Genomic DNA, 18,402 nt, shown 5'->3' with positions numbered 1-18,402 from the left:
CAGATTTACTTGGCAGATATGCATTATCTGCCAATATTGCTTTTATACTGATGAAGTTAGTTTGAGTTTTTTAATTTAATCTCTTCTACCCATTTATGAATGAGTCTTTTCCCTTCATTTGCATTCCCAAATCGTTCAAAATCAATATCCATTAATTTTAAGGTTTTTGGATCGATTGAATTAGGGGATGCTTCAGCATAAGTGTTAGTTGGAATTTGGTAAACTTTAGCTTCTTTCCAAGGGATTTCTTGGGCATCTTTGGATAAAGCCCAATCTACAAATAATTTTGCATTGTCCAAGTTTCTGGCTCCTCTAATAATACTCATTCCCCCCAAAGAATAACTATCTCCTTCGCAAGGCAAAATGGCTTCTACGGGGGCACCATTTTCTTTTTCCGTAGCGTAACTATGAATGAATCCTACGGTAACAGCACTTTCTCCACGGGCGAGATTGCTCGTTACTTGGTTACTTTTTAAATATTGTGAAACATTGTGATCCAGCTGTTTTAAAAACTCAAAAGCTTTGTCTTCCCCCCAAAGTGTGATCAGCGTACTGATTAGTGTATAAGTTGTTCCAGAAAGTTGAGGATCAGGTATCTGGATTTGATCTTTTAAACGAGGATCTAATAAATCCTTCCAGCATTTTGGGTATTCTTTGATATTCAGTTCATCAAATTTTTTTGTATTGACCCCTATACCCAGTACGAGCATATAAATAATCGATGTGAGATCACCTTTTTTTTCTAATAGTGTTTTAAAGTTCGGCATAGTCTCAGCTTGCATGGGAGAACGATATGGTGTGAGCAAACCTAAATCACCGGCTTGGTAATGAAGATCAATCGTTCCTCCATACCATACATCAGCTTGAGGGTTAGATTTTTCTGCTTTTAGCCTAGATAACGTTGCCCCAGTACTATTACGTACAAATTGAGTTCTAATATTGTATTTTTTACTAAATGCCTGTGTGATTTTTTCACAAGTTGTATGTTGCACACTACAGTAAACCGTCAATTTCCCTTCAGCTTTTGCGAGTGAGGGGGAGAGTAAAGGAATACCAAAACAAAGTGCGGTTAGAATTTTGTTCAATTTATTATTTAATAAATTCATTTTTGCTCCTATTTGCCTTTTACATCAATAATGAATACTTCGGATTGCGAGCCTAATCGCATAGGAACGCCCCAAAAACCATAGCCTGAGGTAACGAAAAAATGTCCCTTACCAATTTTTTTATAGCCGTAATCTAAATCATATAATAATTTAGTAATAATATTACCTGGAAAAATTTGTCCTTTATGAGCGTGTCCTGAAACTTGGATATCAATAGGAAGAAAGGAATGCTCAAGAATTTCATTGGGACGATGATCAAGCAGAAATATAGGCAAGTTAGTATTCACTGTTTCAAGAAGTTGTGCGGTTTTTAGCCGCTTTTGGAATAATTTATCATTACGCCCTATAAGGATAAATCTATTATTAATATTTGCTATATTATCCATTAGAACCCTAATACCAACTTTTCGGAGTTCCTGAGAAATCTCTTGTTCTTTTCCTAAAAAGTCGTGGTTACCTAGGGTGGCATAAACACCAAGAGGAGCTTTTAATTTTGAAAGGTGAGAAGACATATTTTCTGCAATATAAGAATCAATATTGTCATCCATAATATCTCCAGGCAGTAATATAATATCAACATTCTCTTTATTCATAATATGAGAAAGTTTATCTAACTGCGTACAACCAAATAATCGTCCTAGATGCAAATCGCTTGCCATACCGATACGTAAAGGGGACAAAGGCTTATCTATCTCAATTTCATAGTGAATGACTACAGGGGTATAAGCATTATAAACGCTGGTTCCAATTATGCTACATAGACCTACAGGATATAGCCAAGTTAATATGTTGTATGATTTTATACCATATTTTGTTTTTTTTAATAATAGATAAACAACACTACACAGCAGACTACTAAAGGAGGAAAAAAGGAGTATCACCAGAATAAATGCACCAATACGAAACATTGGATAAATATGGAATACGGTAAGTAAGAAAATGCTATTAATACTTATGTAGAGACTTGCAACAAAAAGCCGATAGGAAAGTGTGCTGTTTTTAACATACAACCAAGATAATGTTTTTGTGAAAACAAAAATCAAGAATTGTAGGCTAATAATACAAAGCGTGAAAATAAGAAAATAATCAACTTCCAATGTTTTATCCTTAATAAAATAATAAGTAAAAAAGGCGGTTATATTTAACCGCACTTTACACTTTGCTCATTTTACTGATATATACTAAATTTTACAAGCCCCGCCAGCACAACTGTCATCAAGCTCTTCTTGGCTGTCTTCTGCACCATCGCGAGTATTTTGATAGTAAAGTGTTTTTAATCCATATTTATAAGCAGTTAATAAATCTTTTAATAGCACTTTCATTGGCACTTTGCCGTCTTCAAAACGTTGAGGATCGTAGTTTGTGTTAGCTGAAATGGCTTGATCAACGAATTTTTGCATAATCCCAACCAGATGTAAGTAGCCATCGTTATTTGGAATGTCCCATAATAATTCGTAATTGTCGCTTAAGTTTTCATAATCTGGCACAACTTGGCGTAAAATGCCGTCTTTTGAGGCTTTAATACTCACGTGTCCACGTGGTGGTTCAATACCATTGGTGGCATTAGAAATTTGTGATGAGGTCTCTGATGGCATTAAGGCTGTCAGTGTGGAGTTACGCAAGCCAATGGTTTTGATTTCTTGACGCAAGGTTTCCCAGTCGTAATGCAATGGCTCTTTGGTGAGGTTATCCACATCTTTCTTGTAAGTATCAATCGGTAAAATGCCTTGTGCATACGTGGTTTGATTGAAATATTCACAAGCTCCAAGCTCTTTGGCTAAATTCATTGAGGCTTTCAAAAGATAGTATTGAATTGCCTCGAAAGTGCGGTGAGTGAGGTCATTGGCACTGCCATCAGAGTAGCGAACGCCATTTTTCGCGAGATAATACGCATAGTTAATCACCCCAATACCTAATGAACGGCGAGCGAGTGAGCTACGTTTTGCCGCAGGAACAGGGTAATCTTGGTAATCTAACAGTGCATCTAATGCACGCACGGCGAGATCTGCCAGTTCCTCCAGCTCATCAAGGTGTTGAATTGCTCCCAAGTTAAAGGCGGAAAGGGTACAAAGAGCAATTTCCCCTTCTTCATCGTGAATGTGAGAAAGCGGTTTTGTTGGCAGTGCAATTTCTAAACAAAGGTTTGATTGACGCACGGGAGCAACACTCGGATCAAATGGGGAATGTGTGTTACAGTGATCCACGTTTTGAATATAGATACGCCCTGTTGAAGCACGTTCTTGCATTAATAGTGAGAACAGTTCAACGGCTTTTACGCTACGTTTGCGAATGTTTGGATCTTGTTCGTATTGGGTATAAAGACGTTCAAATTCATCTTGATCAGCAAAGAACGCTTCATATAACCCTAGTACATCAGAAGGGCTAAACAAGGTGATTTCGCCACCTTTGATTAAGCGTTGATACATTAATTTATTGAGCTGTACACCGTAATCCATATGGCGAACACGGTTATCTTCCACGCCACGGTTATTTTTTAATACCAATAGGCTTTCGACTTCTAAATGCCAAATCGGGTAGTAAACGGTCGCCGCACCACCACGTACGCCACCTTGCGAGCAAGATTTCACTGCAGTTTGGAAATACTTATAGAACGGAATACAGCCCGTATGGAATGCTTCACCGCCACGAATTGGGCTACCTAAGGCACGAATTGCCCCCGCATTAATACCAATCCCCGCACGTTGCGATACATATTTCACAATGGCAGATGCAGTAGCATTAATTGAATCTAAACTATCACCACATTCAATTAGCACACAGGAACTAAATTGACGTGTAGGCGTACGCACTCCCGCCATAATTGGCGTAGGAAGCGAAATTTTGAATGTGGAAGTCGCATCATAGAAACGACGTACATAATCTAAACGGGTTTCTTTCGGATAGTTAGAAAATAAACTTGCCGCCACTAAGATATATAAAAACTGTGCGGATTCATAAATTTCGCCGGTAACGCGATTTTGCACGAGGTATTTCCCCTCAAGCTGTTTCACCGCCGCATAAGAGAAAGTCATATCACGCCAGTGATCTAAAAAACCGTCCATTTCGTCCCATTCTTCACGGCTATAATCGGTTAAAAGGGCTTCATCATATTTCCCTAAACGGACCAATTTTTTAACCTGATCGTAAAGACGTGGTGGATCAAAATGTCCATAGGCTTTTTTACGCAAATGGAATACTGCAAGGCGAGCCGCTAAATATTGATAATCAGGGGTTTCTTTACTGATGAGATCCGCTGCCGCTTTAATAATAGTCTCGTGAATATCTGAAGTGCGAATACCTTCATAAAATTGAATGTGAGAACGCAGCTCTACTTGAGATACTGAAACATTATCTAACCCTTCAGCCGCCCAAGTAATCACTCGGTGAATTTTGTCTAAATTGATGGGTTCTTGTTTTCCGTCACGTTTGGTGACCATCATCGCTTTATTCATAGAGTATCCGATTTGTTGGTATTGTACTAAAACACAATATCTAGTAGGTTATAGAAAATTGGATACAAGATAATGGGTTATTGGGAAAACTGCAAGTATAAAATTTTCTGTTATTTTTCATCTCAATCTTGACAGAAAATAAGTTCTTTATACATAAGAAAAAATAATAAATCTAATTTTTCTGTTTATGATGTTTATATTTTAGTAGAAAAATAGGGTTAAAAATTGAATAAAAAATCAAAAATTATTTAATGATTGAAAAAATTTGGTGATTGATATTGACCCATTTTTCTTTTATATGTTAGAAAAAATGAGAGATAATATTTCATCATCAATAAATTATCCATTGTGTGTTTTATGTTCACTATTTTATTTAGGAGAGATTAATGGTTCGATATATTCGGTATTTTATGAAACTAGAAGCTGCGGGAGGAATGCTTTTATTGTTTTTTGCTGCATTTGCGATATTACTTGCTAATACCCCATTAAGTCGTTTTTATTTTAGTTTTCTTGATGCTCCCGTCGTGATCCAATTTGGTTCCATTGTAGAAATTAATAAGCCTTTACTTACGTGGGTCAATGATGGATTTATGGCAGTGTTTTTTGTCCTTGTGGGTTTAGAAGTAAAAAGAGAATTACTTACAGGGGCGATTTCAAGTTATCAAAAAGCCATTTTTCCCGCGATTGCAGCACTAGGAGGAATGATTGTTCCCGCATTAGTTTACTGGTTGATAACGAAAGACACACCACAATATCAAGGTGGTTGGGCAATCCCGATGGCAACGGATATTGCGTTTGCGTTAGGCGTGCTAGGATTGCTTGGTAGTCGCGTGCCTTTTGCCTTAAAAGTCTTTTTACTTGCACTGGCAATCATTGATGATTTAGGAGCAATTATTGTTATCGCATTATTTTTCTCACATGATTTGAGTACACGAGCATTAATTCTCGCTAGCATTGCGATTATTGGATTAATCTTACTTAATCGCTTTAAGGTTTCCAATTTAGGGGCTTATGCTATTGTTGGTTTAATATTATGGATATCGGTGTTGAAATCAGGCGTTCACGCTACTTTAGCTGGTGTTATTATAGGCTTTAGTATTCCTTTAAAAGGAAAGTATGGTAGGAAAGTATTGCACGATATGGAACATATTTTAGCCCCTTGGTGTTCTTTCTTTATTTTACCATTATTCGCCTTTTCCAATGCTGGGGTATCCTTATCAGGAATGGGGTTAGACACCTTAAGCTCGCCACTCACTTTAGGCGTGATCTTAGGGCTATTACTGGGAAAACCACTGGGTGTCTTTTTGTTTAGTTATCTCTCAGTATTATTCCGTATTGCAAAATTGCCTGAAGGAATTAATTTTAAACAGATTTTCGCCATTGCCTTGCTCTGCGGTATTGGTTTTACCATGTCAATGTTCTTAGCAGGTCTTGCCTTTGGTGGCGATGGGGTAAGTGAAATGGCAAGCTTTGCTCGAGTAGGTATTTTACTTGGTTCAGCCATCTCAGCGGTAGGTGGTTATTTCTTACTGAAAGTTTGTACGAAATCTAGGGGATAATATAAGATAAAAAAATCGGGCTATTAAACGTAGCCCGATTTTTCATTAATGTTATTTTTTCAATGTTGGAATGTATTCCGCTAATCCTTTCATTTCTTCTTCACTTAAACGAGATTTCGCCGCATTTCCTGCACCGACAATTTCCCCCGCTTTACGTTTTTCAAGTGCGGTGAGAATTTCTTCAGTTTTTAAGCTATTGATAATTGCAGATTGATTTAATGCTGATTTTTCCCCTTGTTTGCCGTGGCACATGGCACAAGAGCGATTAAAAATTTTTTGCGTATGCTCAAGGCTTTCATTAGCGTGGCTGTTGAGCGCCAATAGCGAGCCTGCAATAAAAAATAGAGTAGAAGCGTAACCTTTCATTATTTTTCCTCAAATAGTTTTCGTAATTCGTCCTCAGGGATTAAGCCCTCGAATTTATAAAGGATTTTTCCTTTAGGATCAAGCACGAATGATGTCGGTGTGCCAACTAACTGATAACGTTCAGCCGTGATATTAAGCTGATCTTTGGCAATCGGCAGTGTGAGTTGATTTTTTTCTGCGACAGCTTGCGTGTTACCGCGTTTACCATCAATATTAATGGCTAAAAGTTGTAAGTGTTCGGGATAGCTTTGGGAAAATTGCTGTAATAATTTCATTTCAACAATACAGATGCCACAGGTTTCTGACCAAAAATTGATGAGCAATTTTTTCCCAGTAAATTGGCTTAATTCCACCTTGTTGCCTTGCAAATCAAAAGCAGCAATATCAGGGGCTTGGCTGCCGATGTTGGCAGTTTGGTCTTTACAAGAAATAAGCAAAAAAAGCACCGCACTTAATAAACCAAGTTTTAGACTATTTCTTAATTGCATTCTGTTATCCATAAAAAATTGACGTGCTATGTTACCACAGAATATAGCATTCAATATTTTTTGATTTGTAAATTAACAATAACGCTATCCAGTACAACACTGTATAGCGTTTTTCTGTTAGAATACGCCCAATTTTGATTTTTATTTTTTAACTGGGATAAATGGATAGCCAAAATGTGATTAACGCCTTTGCGGAAACGGGCGTGCTAAGTCAGCATATTAAGGGATTTCGTCCGCGTGCTGAACAGTTAGAAATGGCACAGGCTGTGGCTCAGGCGATTTCGGCGAAAGAAGCCCTTGTGGTGGAAGCAGGAACAGGCACAGGCAAAACCTTTGCTTATTTAGTGCCTGCGTTGCTTGCGGGGAAAAAGACCATTATTTCCACGGGCTCAAAAAATCTGCAAGATCAACTCTTTAATCGCGATCTGCCTGCCATTAAAAAAGCCTTGAATTACACGGGGAAAATCGCCTTGCTTAAAGGGCGATCCAATTATCTTTGCCTTGAACGCTTGGATCAGGTGATTGCACAAGGCGTGTTGGGTGATCGCTCCGTGCTGGCGGATCTTAGCAAGGTGCGAAAATGGAACAATGCCACCAAAACGGGGGATTTAAGCGAATGTGTCGAGATCGCTGAAGATAGCCCCATTTTACCGCAACTGACTAGCACGACGGAAAGCTGCTTAGGCTCCGACTGCCCGAATTACGGCAATTGCTATGTGGCAGCGGCACGCAAAAAAGCATTAAATGCCGATGTTGTGGTGGTGAACCATCATTTATTTTTCGCTGATATGGCAGTGAAAGAAAGTGGTTTTGGCGAACTCATTCCTAATGCTCAAGCCATTATTTTTGACGAAGCCCATCAGCTCGCGGATATTGCAAGCCAATATTTTGGGCAATCTCTCACCGCTCGCCAATTTTTTGATTTATGCAAAGATGCGAATATTGTTTATCGCACCGAATTGAAAGATTTAAAACAACTTGGCGTGGCAGCGGATAATTTGCTCAAATTGGTGCAAGATTTCCGCTTATTGCTTGGCGAGGGCAATCAGCGGGGCAACTGGCGAACCCTTTATCAGCAAAGTGCGGTGCAAAAAAATGTCGAATTATTGCAAGAAAAGCTGGCATTTTTAGCCGAAGTGGTGAAGCTCTCGTTAGGACGTTCGCAAACGCTAGATAGCATTTTTGAGCGAATTGGGGTAATCCAATTAATGCTGAAACGCCTGCAAGAAAGCCATTTGGTGGGCTATTGTTATTGGTATGAAACCTTGGGGCGAGGTTTTGGCTTGCACATCACGCCTTTGACGGTTGCGGATAAATTTGGCGAACAGCTCAACAGCAAAGAAGCCGCGTGGATTTTTACGTCTGCCACCTTAGAAGTGGGCGGCACATTTGAGCATTTTTGCCAACGTTTAGGCATTGAAAAGGCGACACAGAAAATCTTGCCTAGCCCGTTTAATTATCCTGAACAAGCCTTGCTGTGTGTGCCGCGTTATGTGCCTGCATTAAATCGTGCGGATACCCAAACTCAGCTAGGGAAAATGCTGTTGCCGATCATCGAAAGAAATCAGGGGCGTTGCTTTGTGCTTTGTACCTCTTATGCGATGATGCGGGGGCTGGCGGATTTTTTCCGTGAATATAGCAATCTCACGATTTTGTTGCAAGGCGAAACGGCGAAAACGAAATTGCTGGAACAATTCACTACCCAATCGCACGCGGTTTTAGTGGCGACATCAAGTTTTTGGGAAGGTGTTGATGTGCGAGGCGAGGCATTGTCTTTAGTGATTATTGATAAATTGCCTTTTACCGTCCCCGATGAGCCGCTGCTCAAAGCCCGTATGGAAGATTGCCGTTTGCAAGGCAAAGATCCCTTTAATGAAATCCAAATTCCAGAAGCGGTGATCACTTTAAAACAAGGGGTAGGGCGATTGATTCGCGATGTTACCGATCGCGGTGCGGTGATCATTTGCGATAGCCGTTTGGTAATGCGATCTTACGGCGAAACCTTTTTGAAAAGTTTACCCAACGCCAAACGAACCCGAGATTTAAATACTGTAATCCAATTTTTAACTGAGAAAAAAGAATGACAACCTTATTAGCTTTAGACACTTCCACAGAGGCGTGTTCCGTTGCCTTATTGCATAAAGGGGAAATCACCCATTTAGACGAACTGGCACAACGCATCCACACAAAACGCATTTTGCCAATGGTTGATGAAATTTTGAGCCAGTCGGGGCTTCAGCTCAAGCAAGTCGATGCTCTCGTATTTGGGCGAGGGCCGGGTAGCTTTACGGGGGTGCGTGTGGGAGCTGGCATTGCACAAGGCTTGGCATTGGGGGCGGATTTGCCTGTTATTCCCATTTCTAACCTCACCGCAATGGCACAGCAAGCCTATGAGCAATACGGCACAACGGAGGTGCTTTGTGCCATTGACGCAAGAATGAATGAAGCCTATTTCAGCCAACTTCACGGGGAAAAAGTGCGGTCAGATTTTGGCACGTTTTTTTCTTGGCAGCCTGTGGTGGTAGAACAAGTGTGTTCTCCAGAACGTGTCTTAGAGCAAGCTAAAATGGTTGAAAATGGAATGAAAGTGGGAACAGGCTGGCAGGCTTATGCTCAGTTAGAAGGGCTAACTTGGGCGAAGTCGAGCGAGATTTTATTACCTTCAGCCCGTGCAATGCTTCCTCTTGCCTTGCCTCAATATTGGCAAAAACAATGGATAAGTGCGGTGGAGATTGAGCCAGTTTATTTACGCAACGAAGTAACGTGGAAAAAACTCCCAGGGCGGGAATAGCCGAGAACAAAAAAGCAAGATTTGGCACATCGCAACGCGAGTGATAAAATCCCCATAATTTAACCCAAGAGAAAAAGGATAACAAATGGAAAAGCCTTGGTTTATCAATTATCCAGAAGGTGCAGAAAAGCATATTGACACTTCTGCCTATGAAAATATCTTAGATATGTTCGACAAAGCCGTGCGTGAACACCCAGATCGTGCTGCTTATATTAATATGGGGCAAGTTTTAACCTTTCGTAAACTGGAAGAACGCAGCCGAGCTTTTGCCGCCTATTTGCAAAATGAATTAAAGTTGCAACAAGGTGATCCTGTGGCGTTAATGATGCCTAATTTATTGCAATATCCTATCGCCCTGTTCGGCATTTTGCGAGCGGGAATGGTGGTGGTGAACGTTAATCCCCTTTATACTCCAAGAGAACTAGAACATCAGCTACAAGACAGCGGGGCGAAAGCTATTGTGGTGGTGTCAAATTTCGCTTCAACCCTTGAAAAAGTGGTGTTCAATACAGAAGTGAAACACGTTATTTTGACCCGAATGGGCGATCAACTGTCTTTCGGCAAGCGAACGCTGGTGAATTTTGTGGTTAAATACATCAAAAAATTAGTGCCAAAATATAAATTGCCACACGCGGTTACCTTCCGTGAAGTGCTAGCTGTGGGGAAATTCCGCCAATATGTCCGCCCGCAGATTTCTGCCAATGATCTCGCCTTTCTGCAATATACAGGGGGAACAACAGGCGTGGCAAAAGGCGCGATGCTTTCGCACCACAACATTATTACCAATGTTTTTCAAGCCAAATGGATTGCTTATCCTTTCGTTGGTGATCATAGCAAAGAACGTAAAGCCATTCTTGCCTTGCCGCTTTATCACGTTTTTGCCTTAACAGTAAATTGCTTATTGTTTATTGAATTAGGTGTTACCGCGATTTTGATCACTAATCCACGGGATATTGACGGCTTTGTGAAGGAAATGAAGAAGCACCGCTTTGTCGCGATTACTGGCGTGAATACCTTATTTAATGCCTTGTTAAATAATGAAAATTTCAAAGAAGTAGATTTCTCATCGCTGAAACTGTCCGTAGGCGGCGGAATGGCGATACAGCAATCTGTCGCGACCCGCTGGCACGAAACCACAGGCTGTAACATTATTGAGGGCTACGGAATGACGGAATGTTCACCGCTCATCGCCGCTTGCCCGATTAATGTGGTGAAGCATAACGGCACGATCGGCGTGCCTGTGCCGAATACGGATATTAAAATTCTCAAAGAGAATGGCGAAGAAGCCCAATTAGGCGAAGCGGGTGAGCTTTGGGTAAAAGGCGACCAAGTGATGCAAGGTTATTGGCAACGCCCTGAAGCCACTGCAGAAGTGCTGAAAGACGGCTGGCTCGCCACAGGGGATATCGTGATTATGGACGAATCTTATAGCCTGCGGATTGTGGATCGCAAAAAAGATATGATTATTGTATCGGGCTTTAATGTGTACCCTAACGAAATTGAAGATGTGATTATGCTCAATTACAAAGTGGCAGAAGTGGTGGCCATCGGCGTGCCAAATGAAATATCGGGTGAAACCATCAAAGTGTTTGTGGTAAAAAAAGACGAAAGTTTGACGCGTGATGAGCTACGCCAACATTGCCGCCAACATCTCACAGGCTATAAAGTGCCGAAAGAGATTGAATTTCGTGATGAATTGCCAAAATCTAATGTAGGAAAAATTTTACGCCGCGTCTTGCGTGAAGAAGAATTGGCAAAACGCCCTGCGAATTAAGCGTCAATTAATCTTGAACAGTCAAAGAGGGCGGACGAAGGTTCGCCTATTTTTCTTTAACCTAAAAGAACATTAACAATGACTCAGCCAATAAAAAAAGAGCTAAAAAACGCACCGCACTTTCAAATTATTGATTCCGATCAGGCATTGGAGCAAGTTTGCTCTCAAGCACGTCAATGTAAGGTGGTAGCACTGGATACCGAATTTATCCGCACCAGAACCTACTATCCCAAATTAGGCTTGATCCAACTTTATGACGGAGAGCAAGTGAGCTTAATTGACCCGCTCGCGATCACGGATTTTTCCTCTTTTATCGCCTTGCTTGCCGATCAAAATGTGCTGAAAGTTTTACACGCGTGCAAAGAAGATCTAGAAATTTTTCATCATTATTTCAAACAGTTACCCACGCCTTTAGTGGATACGCAAGTCATCAGCCAATTTCTCGGCTTCGGACATTCAATGGGCTTTGCTAGCTTAATCCAGCATTATTTTGAGTTGGAACTCGATAAAGGTGCATCACGCACAGATTGGCTTTCCCGCCCTTTGTCCCATACGCAATTACATTATGCCGCAGCGGATGTATGGTATTTATTACCCCTTTATGAAGAAATGCAACAGTATCTAGTTCAAACGGTATGGCAAAGTGCGGTGTTGAATGAATGTGAAATGTTATTAGAAAACTGCCAGAAGGCGAAGTCGGAAGAATTTGCTTATTTGGATATTCCGAATGCGTGGAAACTCAATGAAGCGGAGCTAATGACGTTAAAATTGCTCGCAAAGTGGCGTTTACAAGAAGGAATTAGACGAGATGTTGCACTAAATTTCATTATTAAAAGTGAGCATTTATGGCAAGTCGCTAAACATAGTCCTAAGCATACTTCAGAATTGCTGGCATTGGGATTATTGCCAATGGAAGTCCGACATAATGGAAAAAAACTATTACAAATTGTTGATAAAGCGAAAGGAATACCGCAAGAGCTGTATCCTCCTCGAATTGTTAGATTGATGGAAGATCCGCGTTATCGTCCAGGGCTTAAGGCTTTGCAACAAAAATTAAAAGAAATCACGCCGGCTGAATTGCCAATGGAAGTGATTGCAAGTAAGCGAGGATTAGAAAGTTTAATGAAATGGTGTTGGATAAAAGAGCAAGATCCCAATCAATTGCCCAATTTATTAAAAGGGTGGAGAAAGGAGTTCGGTGATATTTTATATAAAACTTTGCAAGAGTTTTAATTATGTACTTGGCAATTGCCCTTGAGCAAGGGTAAAATAATCAATTCCACTTGAGGAAAGTTAACTAATTTCATTCTAGTTATATTTATTAAATAATTACTTAAAGGAAGAAAATAAAATGAATAAAATCATTAAATTTGGTGCCACTATTATTTTTACGTTTTTTTTAGTTGCTTGTAATAAAGGCGATCCAGCAGCCGATTATCAAAAATTGGTTGAATGGAGTGCCAATAATCAGCAAAGTCAGCTTGCATTTCAGCAAGAGTACGAACAAAAACTGGCAACTGGCGATATTAAGCAAATTGAAGAAGCAATGAATGCTTTAAGCGTTAGAAATGCTGAAGTACAGAAAAGTTTAGACTCATTAGACATTAATAGTAAAGAAATCAATGAGTTAAAAGATAAAATGAAATTTGTGTTGTCATTGTCTTCTGAACTTGCGAAAGATGGCTTGAAGTTAATCACTAATCCTACAGAGGAAACTCAGAGATTAGTTGAAGAAAAAACTCAAAAAGCAACTGAAGCAACGTTAGAGCTACAAAAGCTTCAAGCAGAATATGCAGAGAAGTATGGTAAAAAAACGCAATAATTAGTAGTATATTTTCACTTAAAGAACCGCTACACCAGCGGTTTTTTATTTGCCTTTGACAAATTTTTAATTCAACACTGTGCAATACCATATCTTATCAAAACATCATTTATGCAGTATACAGCTTGTATTTTCTCTTATTTTGTTTTAAACCTTGGTAACGTGCGTTATTTAATCAGTTAAATCTCCCCTTAATTTGAAAGGTTTGCAATTCGATCATACTTGAGGCATAATGCACGAGTTTTATTTTCCCACTACAGGAAAATAAGTGTTATGGAAACCTTCTCGGTTCCTCGCAACGAGGTCTGGTTTACTCGGTCAGGTTCGGAAGAAAGCAGCCAAAGTCAGATTTTTCGTGTGCCGAGATTAAGCTGGGAAGGTTTCCGCCCAGCTTACTTTTCTTCGTTTTTTCCTAGATACGTTCCACTAATTGCCTGAAAAATCCGTTTTCTTTTGTTATCAAAGTTTGATAATCTCCTCGTTCGATGAGCTTTCCTTCGTCAATCACGCAAAGGCAGTCAAATTGTTCTATCGCGGTCAGGCGATGGGTTACCATCATTAAGGTTTTGTCTTTGCTGTGGTTGAGAATCAGTTGCAACATTTGGCGTTCTGTTTCGCGATCTAATCCTTCGGTCGGCTCATCAAGCAATAAAATGGGGGCTTGATTTAACAACACGCGTGCTAAACCTAAGCGGCGTTGTTCCCCACCAGAAAGAGGGCGACCGCCATCGCCAAGCCATAAATCTAAGCCTTCTTCTTGATTTAATAATTTGCCTAATCCTACTTGACTTAACACTTCGATCATCGCTTCATCTTGAATGACTTGCTGATTTGCCAGTTGTAAATTATTGCGTAAGGTATCACTAAAAATATGGATTCGCTGAGTTAAAAAGCAAATTTGCTCACGCAAGCTTGATTCTGTGTAGCGTTCAATCGGTTGATCCGCAAGGAAAATTTCGCCATGTGTAGGAGCATAATTTCGTACTAAAAGCTGTAATAAGGTAGATTTTCCGCTTCCCGTTTTGCCTAAAATCGCAATTTTCCTGCCTTGCGGAATATCAAGATTAATCTTTTCTAATGCAATGTCTTGACGCTCAGGATAGGTAAAAGACAAATCCTGCAGCTTAATAGAAAGTGCGGTGCTTTTTTCGAGCATTTTTTCTCCGTGAAATTGCACTAAAGGGGCTTGGTCGGTGATGTCCGTAATGCGTTGTGCGGACGCCATCACTTGCCCGATATGCAGAAAAGCTGCACCTAAAGGCATTAGAATTTCAAAGGCTGCTAATGAGGCGAGGGCAAAAAGCGCGATGATCGCAGGGCTATATTGATCATTACCAAAATCCGCATCGGCGGCGAACCATAGCGTAAATACCAGTAAAAGCCCATTTGCCAATAGCATAAGTGCGGTGGAAAATCCGCTTAAATTGGCTTCTTTTTGTTGTAATTGTTGCCATTGCTGTTCAGTGGCATCAAGTTTGTGTTTAAGCGGTTGTTCCGCGTTGAACAGCAATAATTCTGCTTGAGATTGGATAAATTCGACAAATTGCGTGCGGTATGCTGCCCGTGCGTGGGTAAGTTGATGACCGAATTTTTTGCCCAGATGATAGAACAATGTGGGGATAACACAGACCAACACCAACAAAATTCCACCAAAGGAAAGCCCTAAAGTGAGATTAAACAAGCTCAAGCCGAGCGTTAAAAAGCCGATTACAACCACCGCACTGGTAAATGGGGCAAGTAGGCGAAGATAAAGGCTATCTAATGTATCCACATCAGCCACTAAACGATTGAGCAAATCGCTATTACGATAACGATTTAATACCGCAGGGCTAAGCGGAATGATTTTTTTGAACACTTGCACACGCAATTTAGCGAGGATTCTAAATGTGGCATCGTGCGTAACGATTTTTTCAAAATAACGTGCGACCGTCCGCCCGATTGCCAGCCCTCGCACGGTGGCAGAGGGATAGAAAAAGTTAAATAAACTTCCTGCACCCGCAAGAGCGGTAGCGGCAAGAAACCAGCCCGACACGGTTAATAAACCAATGCTGGCGGCAAGCCCCGTTATCATTAGTAGTAAGCCTAAAAACAGCACAAATTTGGCGTGTTTAAATAAACGTAAAAATGGCAAAAGAGTTCGCATTAGTTAATATCCTGTTTACGTTGAGCCAGAAGTTCGGCAAAAAAGCCCTGATGTTGTAGCGTGGCAAAATTGCCTTGTTGAACAATCTGCCCTTGTTGCATTACGAGAATGGCATCACATTGTTTGAGATCTTCAATGCGGTGCGTAATCATCAATGTGGTTTGTTCACGGCTGATTTTTTGCAAGGCGGAAAGCACCAAATTTTCAGACTGTGCATCAAGGCTAGCGGTAGGCTCATCAAGCAAGAGAAGATGACGCGGACGCAACAAGGCTCGTGCAATGGCTAAACGTTGTGCCTGCCCAACAGAAAGCCCAATGCCCCCTTCTTTAATTTCGCTATCCAGCCCCAATTTTTCTGTGAATGTTGCCGCTTGGGCTTGTTGCAGGGCGTGTCGAATGGCATTTTCACTGGCATTGATACCGCCAAGTAATAAATTTTCTCGAATGCTACCTTGCAGTAACAATGGGTTTTGCCCTACCCAAGCAATAGCATTACGCCATTGAGTTTTATGGATTTCGCACAACTCAATGCCATTGATTTTCAAACTGCCCTGATAGTCTAAAAAACCGAGTAGGGTATTGATGAGAGAGGTTTTCCCCGCACCACTTTGCCCGACTAAAGCGATGTAGCTGTTTGCAGGTAAATGGAAATTCAGAGGTTGAGTGAGTGGCTTGCCCTGTGGTGATAGCACTACAAGATCTTGTGCGGTAATGGCAATCGCCTCATTGGGGTGAAAATCTTGTGGAGCGTTTTCTGGTGCGTTTAGGCTTGGTTGTTCCAGAAATTCCACAATGGCATCTGCTGCTCCGATTGCCGCTGCACGATCGTGATAATAAGTGCCGAGATCACGCAAGGGCTGATAAAACTCAGGGGCGAGTATAAGGCAGAAAAAGCCAATAAACAGCGTAATTGGCGTGCCATAAGATCCAAAATCCAACTCGCCCAGATAGCTAAACCCGAAATACACCGCCATTAAAGCAATGGAAATGGAGGTGAAAAATTCTAAAACCGCAGAGGATAAAAACGCCATTTTCAGCACGTCCATTGTGGTTTCACGAAAGGCTTCGGTGGCGTCTTCAATATGTTCAGTTTGTTCTTGAGTTTTATTAAATAGACGCAAGGTTTCCAGCCCACGCAATCGATCTAAAAACTGCCCGCTCAGTTTCGCCAAAGTTTGCATATTTTTTTGGCTGCTGTCTGCCGCGGCAATGCCAACGAGGATCATAAAGATCGGCACGAGAGGGGCGGTGAGTAATAAAATTAGCCCCGCAGCCCAGTTGAGCGGAAACACCGCAATTAAAATAATCAGTGGAACGATGACCGAAAGGGCTTGTTGTGGTAAATAGCGGGCATAAAAATTATGCAAGTTTTCCACTTGTTCCAACATTATGGTTGCCCAGCTCCCCGCGGGTTTTTGATTGATCATTGCAGGCCCAACTTGATGGAGCTTAGCAAAAATCTGTTGGCGGATAAAATGACGCAATTTTTGACCGCACTTAAATCCTAAGCGTTCGCGTAACCACAGGATTGCCGCCCGCAAGGCAAAGCCAAAAATTAAGGCGATAAAATAACCAATGAGATCCTGTTTTGGGGCTTTCTCAATAATGAGCTGATGTAAGAGTGTTGCCAGTACATAGGTTTGAGCAACAAGAACGATAGATGAGAGGCTGGCGAGTAAAATATTCAGCCCGAGTAATTTTTTTATTGGTTGTTGTTGCGTTCGCAACCATTTTTGTAAATGCCGTTGGCGAGCTTTATCCATAATGCGTTAAGGTTGAGGTAAAAATAAAAAGAAGAGCTGGCAGTATGTTATAGTCGTTTGATTGCAACATCATATTTCGTTGCTTCTTGCTATTGGCGGAGCAACGTTTTGTCTTATTTTCAATCAAAACGACTATCTAATGTGCCGCTCGCGATTAGGCTTGGCTATCTAAGAAACGTTCCGCATCTAAGGCAGCCATACAGCCCGTTCCTGCTGAGGTGATCGCCTGACGGTAATTATGATCCATCACATCACCCGCTGCAAAAACACCCTCTACAGACGTGGCAGTAGCATTGCCCTCTAAACCTGATTTCACCACAATATAGCCATTATTTAATTCCAGCTGATCGGCGAAAATTTCGGTGTTGGGCGCGTGTCCAATGGCGACAAATAGTCCGTCTAATTTAAGCTCTTCCGTTTGCTCGGATTGCGTATCTTTTAAGCAAAGCCCCGTTACCCCCATATTATCGCCAAGCACTTCCTCTAAAGTGCGGTGGGTATGGAGGATAATTTTTCCTTCTTCCACTTTTTTATATAAACGATCCACCAAGATTTTTTCCGCACGGAAGCTATCTCGGCGATGAATTAAATGCACTTCTGAAGCAATATTAGCTAAATAAAGGGCTTCTTCAACAGCGGTGTTTCCTCCACCAATCACCGCGACGGGCTTGTTACGATAAAAGAAGCCATCGCAAGTGGCACAAGCGGACACGCCTCGCCCTTTGTACGCTTCTTCTGAGGGTAAACCAAGATAACGAGCGGAAGCACCTGTGGCGATAATTAACGCATCACAGCTAAAACTTTGCACATCACCGTAAAGTTTGAAAGGACGCGAAGATAAATCTACACGGTGAATGTGATCGAAAATGATCTCCGTATCAAATTTTTCTGCGTGTTGTAGCATTCGCTGCATTAATTCTGGGCCTGTGGTGTCGCCAAAATCGCCTGGCCAGTTTTCAATTTCTGTGGTGGTAGTGAGCTGTCCGCCTTGTTGTAAACCTGTAACCAAAACGGGGTTTAAATTGGCTCGAGCGGCATAAATCGCTGCCGTGTAGCCCGCAGGGCCTGAGCCTAAAATAAGTAGTTTGCAATGTTTCATTTCTGACATAAATTCCTAATTAATAAGTGAAAACGCCGA

Annotated in this window: 14 protein-coding genes and 1 other RNA gene; 7 read left to right on the top strand and 8 right to left on the bottom strand. The window is 41.1% G+C overall.

Annotation, left to right across the window (positions count from 1 at the left end):
* Positions 1–56: 56 nt before the first annotated feature.
* The 3 genes from HBL79_RS05755 to nrdA all read right to left on the bottom strand — a co-directional run bounded on the left by HBL79_RS05755 (position 57) and on the right by nrdA (position 4,558).
* Positions 57–1,106, bottom strand: a complete 1,050-nt coding sequence (locus tag HBL79_RS05755) for an ABC transporter substrate-binding protein (RefSeq protein WP_046097405.1) — start codon at positions 1,104–1,106, stop codon at positions 57–59.
* A gap of 8 nt (positions 1,107–1,114) precedes the next feature.
* Positions 1,115–2,203, bottom strand: coding sequence for a metallophosphoesterase (locus tag HBL79_RS05750; RefSeq protein WP_017806136.1), 1,089 nt, complete (start codon positions 2,201–2,203; stop codon positions 1,115–1,117).
* An 84-nt stretch (positions 2,204–2,287) separates the two neighbouring features.
* Entirely contained in the window at positions 2,288–4,558 is a 2,271-nt protein-coding gene (nrdA, locus tag HBL79_RS05745) for a class 1a ribonucleoside-diphosphate reductase subunit alpha (RefSeq protein WP_035688290.1), read from the bottom strand.
* 386 nt (positions 4,559–4,944) lie between these two features.
* Between nrdA and nhaA the strand changes: the two genes are divergently transcribed.
* A complete protein-coding gene (nhaA, locus tag HBL79_RS05740) occupies positions 4,945–6,117 on the top strand; it encodes a Na+/H+ antiporter NhaA (RefSeq protein ID WP_035688294.1) in 1,173 nt (390 codons plus the stop codon).
* Positions 6,118–6,168: 51 nt separating this feature from the next.
* On the opposite strand, the gene HBL79_RS05735 is transcribed toward nhaA, so the two are convergent.
* Both HBL79_RS05735 and HBL79_RS05730 read right to left on the bottom strand, forming a co-directional pair.
* A complete protein-coding gene (locus HBL79_RS05735) occupies positions 6,169–6,483 on the bottom strand; it encodes a c-type cytochrome (protein ID WP_017806140.1) in 315 nt (104 codons plus the stop codon).
* Complete coding sequence (locus HBL79_RS05730) at positions 6,483–6,971, bottom strand: TlpA family protein disulfide reductase (protein ID WP_081637548.1); 489 nt, start codon at positions 6,969–6,971, stop codon at positions 6,483–6,485. Before HBL79_RS05730 ends, HBL79_RS05735 begins: the two co-directional genes overlap by 1 nt.
* 161 nt (positions 6,972–7,132) lie before the next feature.
* On the opposite strand from HBL79_RS05730, the gene HBL79_RS05725 reads away from it, so the two are divergent.
* From HBL79_RS05725 to ffs, 6 genes are all read left to right on the top strand, one after another.
* Positions 7,133–9,055, top strand: a complete 1,923-nt coding sequence (locus tag HBL79_RS05725; protein ID WP_035688300.1) for an ATP-dependent DNA helicase — start codon at positions 7,133–7,135, stop codon at positions 9,053–9,055.
* On the top strand, positions 9,052–9,762 hold the full coding sequence (tsaB, locus tag HBL79_RS05720) for a tRNA (adenosine(37)-N6)-threonylcarbamoyltransferase complex dimerization subunit type 1 TsaB (RefSeq protein ID WP_035688302.1): 711 nt from the start codon (positions 9,052–9,054) through the stop codon (positions 9,760–9,762). The genes HBL79_RS05725 and tsaB overlap by 4 nt, the downstream gene beginning before the upstream one ends.
* Before the next feature lie 85 nt (positions 9,763–9,847).
* Positions 9,848–11,536 (top strand): long-chain-fatty-acid--CoA ligase FadD, encoded by a 1,689-nt coding sequence (fadD, locus tag HBL79_RS05715; protein ID WP_017806144.1) that lies wholly within the window; start codon positions 9,848–9,850, stop codon positions 11,534–11,536.
* A gap of 78 nt (positions 11,537–11,614) precedes the next feature.
* Positions 11,615–12,769 carry a ribonuclease D gene (gene rnd / locus HBL79_RS05710; protein ID WP_035688305.1) on the top strand — a complete coding sequence of 385 codons (1,155 nt, stop codon included), beginning with the start codon at positions 11,615–11,617 and terminating at the stop codon, positions 12,767–12,769.
* Positions 12,770–12,887: 118 nt separating this feature from the next.
* On the top strand, positions 12,888–13,358 hold the full coding sequence (locus HBL79_RS05705) for a hypothetical protein (RefSeq protein WP_046097404.1): 471 nt from the start codon (positions 12,888–12,890) through the stop codon (positions 13,356–13,358).
* A gap of 282 nt (positions 13,359–13,640) precedes the next feature.
* Positions 13,641–13,739, top strand: an RNA gene (gene ffs / locus HBL79_RS05700) — signal recognition particle sRNA small type.
* A gap of 31 nt (positions 13,740–13,770) precedes the next feature.
* Here ffs and cydC read toward each other — a convergent pair.
* The 3 genes from cydC to trxB form a co-directional block, all read right to left on the bottom strand.
* Positions 13,771–15,501, bottom strand: coding sequence for a heme ABC transporter ATP-binding protein/permease CydC (gene cydC / locus HBL79_RS05695; protein ID WP_046097403.1), 1,731 nt, complete (start codon positions 15,499–15,501; stop codon positions 13,771–13,773).
* The gene (gene cydD, locus HBL79_RS05690) at positions 15,501–17,264 is read right to left on the bottom strand and encodes a heme ABC transporter permease/ATP-binding protein CydD (protein ID WP_035688311.1); all 1,764 of its coding nucleotides are present in this window, start codon (positions 17,262–17,264) and stop codon (positions 15,501–15,503) included. Before cydD ends, cydC begins: the two co-directional genes overlap by 1 nt.
* A gap of 154 nt (positions 17,265–17,418) precedes the next feature.
* A complete protein-coding gene (trxB, locus tag HBL79_RS05685; protein ID WP_035688314.1) occupies positions 17,419–18,372 on the bottom strand; it encodes a thioredoxin-disulfide reductase in 954 nt (317 codons plus the stop codon).
* Between the last annotated feature and the right edge of the window lie 30 nt (positions 18,373–18,402).

This window comes from Avibacterium paragallinarum (genome assembly GCF_011765605.1).
Taxonomy (GTDB): domain Bacteria; phylum Pseudomonadota; class Gammaproteobacteria; order Enterobacterales; family Pasteurellaceae; genus Avibacterium; species Avibacterium paragallinarum.
This window is presented reverse-complemented; position numbering and strand designations above follow the sequence as displayed.